At 63.3% G+C, this 5,403-nt stretch carries 7 protein-coding genes; 4 read left to right on the plus strand and 3 right to left on the minus strand.

Going from position 1 to position 5,403, the window contains the following annotated elements; all coding sequences use genetic code 11:
• The 4 genes from A5695_RS06570 to A5695_RS06585 form a co-directional block, all read left to right on the plus strand.
• On the plus strand, window positions 1–948 hold a 948-nt coding region (locus A5695_RS06570; RefSeq protein WP_068079319.1), incomplete at its 5' end, for an aldo/keto reductase.
• A gap of 32 nt (window positions 949–980) precedes the next feature.
• Window positions 981–1,421: a hypothetical protein gene (locus tag A5695_RS06575; RefSeq protein ID WP_068079320.1), complete on the plus strand. Its 441-nt coding sequence runs from the start codon at window positions 981–983 to the stop codon at window positions 1,419–1,421.
• Window positions 1,422–1,434: 13 nt separating this feature from the next.
• Window positions 1,435–2,286: an LLM class F420-dependent oxidoreductase gene (locus A5695_RS06580; RefSeq protein ID WP_068079321.1), complete on the plus strand. Its 852-nt coding sequence runs from the start codon at window positions 1,435–1,437 to the stop codon at window positions 2,284–2,286.
• Window positions 2,287–2,362: 76 nt separating this feature from the next.
• Window positions 2,363–3,211: an amidohydrolase gene (locus tag A5695_RS06585; RefSeq protein ID WP_068079322.1), complete on the plus strand. Its 849-nt coding sequence runs from the start codon at window positions 2,363–2,365 to the stop codon at window positions 3,209–3,211.
• 402 nt (window positions 3,212–3,613) lie between these two features.
• Here A5695_RS06585 and A5695_RS06590 read toward each other — a convergent pair whose 3' ends face one another.
• The 3 genes from A5695_RS06590 to A5695_RS06600 are packed head-to-tail and all read right to left on the minus strand — an operon-like array spanning window position 3,614 to window position 5,243.
• On the minus strand, window positions 3,614–3,883 hold the full coding sequence (locus A5695_RS06590) for a cytochrome C oxidase subunit IV family protein (protein WP_068079325.1): 270 nt from the start codon (window positions 3,881–3,883) through the stop codon (window positions 3,614–3,616).
• A gap of 14 nt (window positions 3,884–3,897) precedes the next feature.
• Window positions 3,898–4,509 (minus strand): cytochrome c oxidase subunit 3, encoded by a 612-nt coding sequence (locus tag A5695_RS06595; protein ID WP_068079323.1) that lies wholly within the window; start codon window positions 4,507–4,509, stop codon window positions 3,898–3,900.
• Entirely contained in the window at window positions 4,506–5,243 is a 738-nt protein-coding gene (locus A5695_RS06600; protein ID WP_156749490.1) for a hypothetical protein, read from the minus strand. The genes A5695_RS06595 and A5695_RS06600 overlap by 4 nt, the downstream gene beginning before the upstream one ends.
• Window positions 5,244–5,403 lie beyond the last annotated feature (160 nt).

The raw sequence follows: 5,403 nt of genomic DNA on the forward strand, positions 1-5,403 counted from the left end.
TGGTCTCTCGGCGAAGACGCCAGCCGGACACTGATCAAGCACGCGCTCGAGGCCGGGATCAACTTCTTCGACACCGCGAACTATTACTCGCTGGGAGGCAGCGAGGAGATCCTGGGCCGCGCGCTCGACGACTTCGCCGACCGCGACGACGTCGTCATCTGTACCAAGGTGTGCTCGCCGATGCGCTCAACTCCCAATGGTCAAGGGCTGTCCCGCAAAGTGATCATGACCGAGATCGACGCCAGCCTGCGCCGGCTGGGCACCGCCTACGTCGACATCTACATGATCCACCGCCTCGACCCCCACACCCCGATCGAAGAGACCCTCGAGGCCCTCCACGACGTCGTCAAAGCCGGCAAAGCCCGCTACCCGGGGGCCTCGTCGATGCGGGCCTTCGAATTCGCCAAGGCGCTGCACCTGCAAAACCGCTACGGCTGGGCCAGATTCATCACCATGCAAGACCAGTACAACTTGCTCGCCCGTGAGGAAGAACGCGAGATGCTGCCGTTGTGCGCCGACGAAGGCGTGGGCACCATGGTGTGGAGCCCGCTGGCGCGCGGCCGGCTTGCCCGCCCGTCGGAGAAGACGGCGACCACGCGTTCACAGTCCGATCCGGGGCTCAGCCTGTTCTACAGCGATCAGACCGCCGAAGCCGACCGAGCCATCATCGACGCCGTCGGCGATATCGCGACGGCCCACGGCGCGTCCCGCGCGAGCATCGCCTTGGCCTGGTTGCATCATAACTCGGTAGTCGCCGCCCCCATCGTCGGCGCAAACACCACCGCCCACATTGACGACGCCATCGCCTCTCTTGACATCACACTGACCGGCGACGAACTCGATCGGCTGCAGCAGCCGTATACCCCCCGTTACGACAATCAAGGACTGCCGGTCGACGCGCCCGAACTGCAGCGCGTACGGGCTCTAACCCCCAACACCGCTGCCTAGGTCACCACACGCGCCATCGAAAGCCCGACCATATGCGGATCGAACGCGCCCTACTTGCCGTCATCGGCATTATCCAGATCATCTGCGGAGCAAGCTATTTAGCTCGCCCGGGTGCCGTCGCCGCGACGCTCGGTGCAGCGTCCGCCGCCCCACCCTGGGTAGCCTTCGTTCTGGCGACGGCCGGTGCCCGGTTCATCGGCTACGGAATCGGGATGCTCGCTGCCGCGAAAGACCCACCACGCTACCGCCTTTGGATTACCACCATGCTAGGCATCCAGAGCGTGGATCTAGTCGCCACCCTCATCTACGTGGCCAACGGGATCCTCCCGGCACGACACATCCTGCCGGGGGCCGCGCTGCCCCTGCTGTGGGTCGGACTGCTCGGATGGGTGAGCCTGCGCATCAGAACGCCGGCGCACGCCACCACACGTCAAGACGTGCAACAACAATCATCTGGACAAGCAGAGAGCTGAGGTAAGTCATTCCATGCGATTTGCATTCAAAACCTCACCACAAAACACCACCTGGCCACAGATGCTGGCCGTGTGGAAAGCGGCCGACGACATCAACGTCTTCGAGTCCGGATTCACCTTCGACCACTTCTATCCCATCTTCGGCGGTGACTCCCGGGGCCCATGCCTGGAAGGATGGACCACGCTGACCGCGCTGGCGCAGGCCACCACCCGACTGCGGCTGGGCACGATGGTGACCGGTATGCACTATCGCCACCCCGCGGTACTGGCCAACATGGCCGCCGCCCTCGACATCATCTCGGGCGGCAGGCTCGAGCTGGGGATCGGCGCGGGTTGGAACGAGGAAGAATCCAACGCCTACGGCATCGAATTGGGCAGCATTAAGGAACGCTTCGACCGGTTCGACGAGGCCTGCCAAGTACTGATCAGTCTGTTAACACGCGACACCACGGATTTTGCCGGCCGCTACTACCAGCTCAAGGCCGCCCGTAACGAGCCCAAGGGGCCGCAGCTGCCGCATCCGCCGATCCTGATCGGCGGCAAAGGAGAGAAACGGACGCTGCGCCTCACCGCCCGCTACGCACAACGCTGGGACTTCGGCGACGGCACGCCGGCGGAATTTGCCCGCAAGCGAGATGCGCTGGCGGCCCACTGCGCAGACGTTGGACGCGACCCAAAAGAAATCACGCTATGCGCACACTTTCTCCTCGATAGCGACCGCAACTACGGGCAGGTCCTCGACCAGGTGGCGGCCATGGCGGCCGAACGACTCGAACTTGCGGTCGTGTACCTGCTACCGCCGCATGATCCAGCCGTCTTAGAACCCCTCGCCGAGTCGATCCGAGAATCGGGATTGCTCGAATAAGCCGAGCGGCGAAAAGCGCTGCCAGCAAGCGAGATTAATTCAACGCCCAGCCGCCGGGCGGGAACCGGAAGAACTCATGGACATCGTCGACACCCAGGTACATGCCAATCTGCTGGGCACCGAGGTCACGCTGGCGATCATGGATGCGCTGGGCATCCAGGGGCTGCTCTACGACGAATGCGCGGAGGCGGCCGAGGACGGGGCACTGTACCCTGGCTATCGCCTGGCCAACCGCGCCTTTCGCAGCATCGGACCCAACGCCGAGGCGGCCGCGCTGCGCTATCCCGAGCGTTTTGCGTTTCTCATGCGAGTCGACCCATTAGACCCCGGCATTGAGTGTTGGATCGATACGCTGAGCGCAGCACCCGGCTTCAAGGCACTGCGCACCCTAGTCATCGACCCGGGCCAAGGCGCGCTGTTCGAGTCCGGCGGCCACGACCGACTCCTGGAAGCCGCACGCCCGCATAACATTCCGGTCTTCGTCACCTGCCCAAACCGGGTGCCGCATCTAGCGCAATACGCCGAACGCTTTCCCGACATCCAGTTCGTCATCGACCACTGCGGAGCGGCATTCGACGCACCACCTGGGGACGCCACCATCGACGACGCGATGGCGATGGCGCGCTATCCCAATGTCGCCTACAAATGGGCGCACGCTCCGTCCTTCCTCTCGAATACGCCCTACCCTTTCCCCGATCTAGACCGCAAGCTGCGTCGAGCGGTCGACGCTTTCGGACCCGAGCGCGTCATGTGGGCCAGCGACTACACCGCGAGCCGTCGACGAGCCAACTGGGGCGAAAGCCTATTCGCGATTCGCCATTGCCCATCACTGTCGGCGGAAGAAAAGACGTGGATCCTTGGTCGCACAGCTCGAAATCTTTTGAAATGGCACCCATTTGAACCGACGCTATCCATTAGTTCCTAGTGTGGCGGCTGCGGCTTCTGTGATGGTGTCGATCGCGTTGTGGCGTTTGCACCATGCGCGTCGCTGGCGCATGGCTCCGTTGCCGTACTCGTCGAGTGCGACCAAGGCCGGGCGCACCCGCTCGACCCACGCGGTGAGGTGTTGGCACCAACCCTTGGCCGCCCGTCAGATCGATTGCCCACCCGGCTAATCCGTCGTGTGCGGCCTTCCAATAGGCCGCCCACAACGCGCCCGGTGGAAGGCCGTCAAGGTCATCGCGGTGTACAGGCTGCCGTACCCGTGGCCCGGCGCGGGCCATCGTCCGCTGAGTGTTCGTCCGCGCCGTCGATATCGATCGAATGAGTTGTCTCAGCCGCCATTTCGCTTCAACCTCTCTCATATGATTCTCGGGTGAGGGCGCGGCTATGACACGACGAAAACGTCGAGGGCGACGAGAACCAGGAAAACCACGAGCGCATAGCCCTCGAACAGCGCGCGCAGGGCGAGCGGGGCGGACCGCACATCCATGAAGTGCAAGCCGATCAGCCGCACCTTGAGCATCGCGATGCCCACGATGATCACCGCTCCCACCGAAGCGTATCCGGTACCCTGTTCGACCCCGACCAGAAACGATCCGAAGGTCAGCGCCAGCAGCAGCACCCACACCATCGTTACGCGGCGGGTTGCGGTCATCGACGTCACTGCGGTCACCTCACCAGATAGAACAGGGCGAACAGTACCACCCATAGCAAATCGACCATGTGCCAGAAGATTCCGCCGGTCTCACAGAGTCGCTCCTGCTTATCCCCGAAATCCGTCCGCCGGATAACGACGATCAACCGACTCAAGATCGCGAGGCCGATCAACACGTGCAACAAGTGGATGCCGGTGAACATGAAGTAGTACGAAAAGAATTCGCCGCTACCCACCCCCTTGTGGGCGGCGAACAACTGGGTCCATTCGACGGCCTTGACGACGACGAAGCCGACCCCGCAAGACAGCGCTCCCGCGATCAGCCGCCACGAGCCCTCCCGTCGTCCGGCCAGGACCCGCTGGACGGCAAGCACCACCAGCAACGAACTCGACAGCAGCAGAACGGTATTGATGGTGCCGAGCGCGACATGCACCTCGGCGTGGTCGCGCGCGAAAACCGCGCGGTTCTTCCCGCGGGAATACATGAAAGTCGCGAAGAACAGGGCGAACACCGTCATGTCGCCCAGTACGAAGACCCAAATCCCCTCTTCGCCAGGGATTTTCCGCGGTGAACGGCCTAAGTCAGAGACCGCCTCTTGCACCCGCAATTGCCGAACTGAGGTCATCGCTGCAGCTGGCCCCGCCGCGGCTCATCCTCGGACGTCACCGAGGTGATCGAGTCGCTTTCCGGGACGCGAACACTCACCCACAACTGCCAACTCATAACGAAGAACCAGGTTCCAAAGAAAACGGCTGCGAGCCAGAACGCCAGCAGACCGTTCCACGCGAATACGCCGTCCTTGAACAGCACCACCAAACCGCCTGCGCAAAAAATGAACGCGCACCAGACGTTGAAGTAGCCCAGCCACCGGGGCCAAATCTCGCGCTTCGCGCCGAAAATCGCGAATCCAACCGCCAAACCCTGGATCATTGCGGGCGGCCAGTTCATGATGAAGGGAAGCCAACCGAGGTCATTCAGAGCTTGAGTGATCTGCGGATCGCGCTCGGGACGGTACGACGCGGCGGCGAACATAAAGACCGGCACGATGATGGCCATCACCGCAAGCGCGACCCCAACGAGTTCTGTGTAGGCCAATGCGGAATAGCGGCCACCCTCCATCTGCCTGATCCGCACCGCGAGGAGCGCACCGAATGGGGCCTGCAAGCCCGAGGCGGCGAGCATCAGGACAAGTCCCAGCCGCTTCAGGCCGGTGTTCGTCGACCAGAAGTGGGCTACCTCGGTAGCGGTCCGCATCGGCGATATGGGCGGAAGCAAACCGACCATCAGCATCGAGGGGAAAAACAGCAGCACGAACGCCGCGCCGCTGAATGCCATCGCCTTCTGCATCCCTGGTGTCATCGCAGAACTCCCTTGTTCCCGAGGCTCAATCAGTGTGTCTCGAACAGCTTTCGCGTCGTGGGGGGGGCGGCCCGGGGCCGGCCCGCCCCCCCCCCCCCCCCCACAACACGACGCCCACAACCGACACACTCCGGGCCGCGCCGACGGCCCGCACGACTTG

It is taken from the genome of Mycobacterium sp. E1747, assembly GCF_001667775.1.
Lineage (GTDB): Bacteria > Actinomycetota > Actinomycetes > Mycobacteriales > Mycobacteriaceae > Mycobacterium.

Excerpts from the sequence above, each read along its gene's own strand:
- A5695_RS06575 (WP_068079320.1), top strand. The coding sequence starts at position 981 with ATGCGGATCGAACGCGCCCTACTTGCCGTCATCGGCATTATCCAGATC.
- A5695_RS06580 (WP_068079321.1), top strand. The coding sequence starts at position 1,435 with ATGCGATTTGCATTCAAAACCTCACCACAAAACACCACCTGGCCACAG.
- A5695_RS06585 (WP_068079322.1), top strand. The coding sequence starts at position 2,363 with ATGGACATCGTCGACACCCAGGTACATGCCAATCTGCTGGGCACCGAG.
- A5695_RS06590 (WP_068079325.1), bottom strand. The coding sequence starts at position 3,883 with ATGACCGCAACCCGCCGCGTAACGATGGTGTGGGTGCTGCTGCTGGCG.
- A5695_RS06595 (WP_068079323.1), bottom strand. The coding sequence starts at position 4,509 with ATGACCTCAGTTCGGCAATTGCGGGTGCAAGAGGCGGTCTCTGACTTA.
- A5695_RS06600 (WP_156749490.1), bottom strand. The coding sequence starts at position 5,243 with ATGACACCAGGGATGCAGAAGGCGATGGCATTCAGCGGCGCGGCGTTC.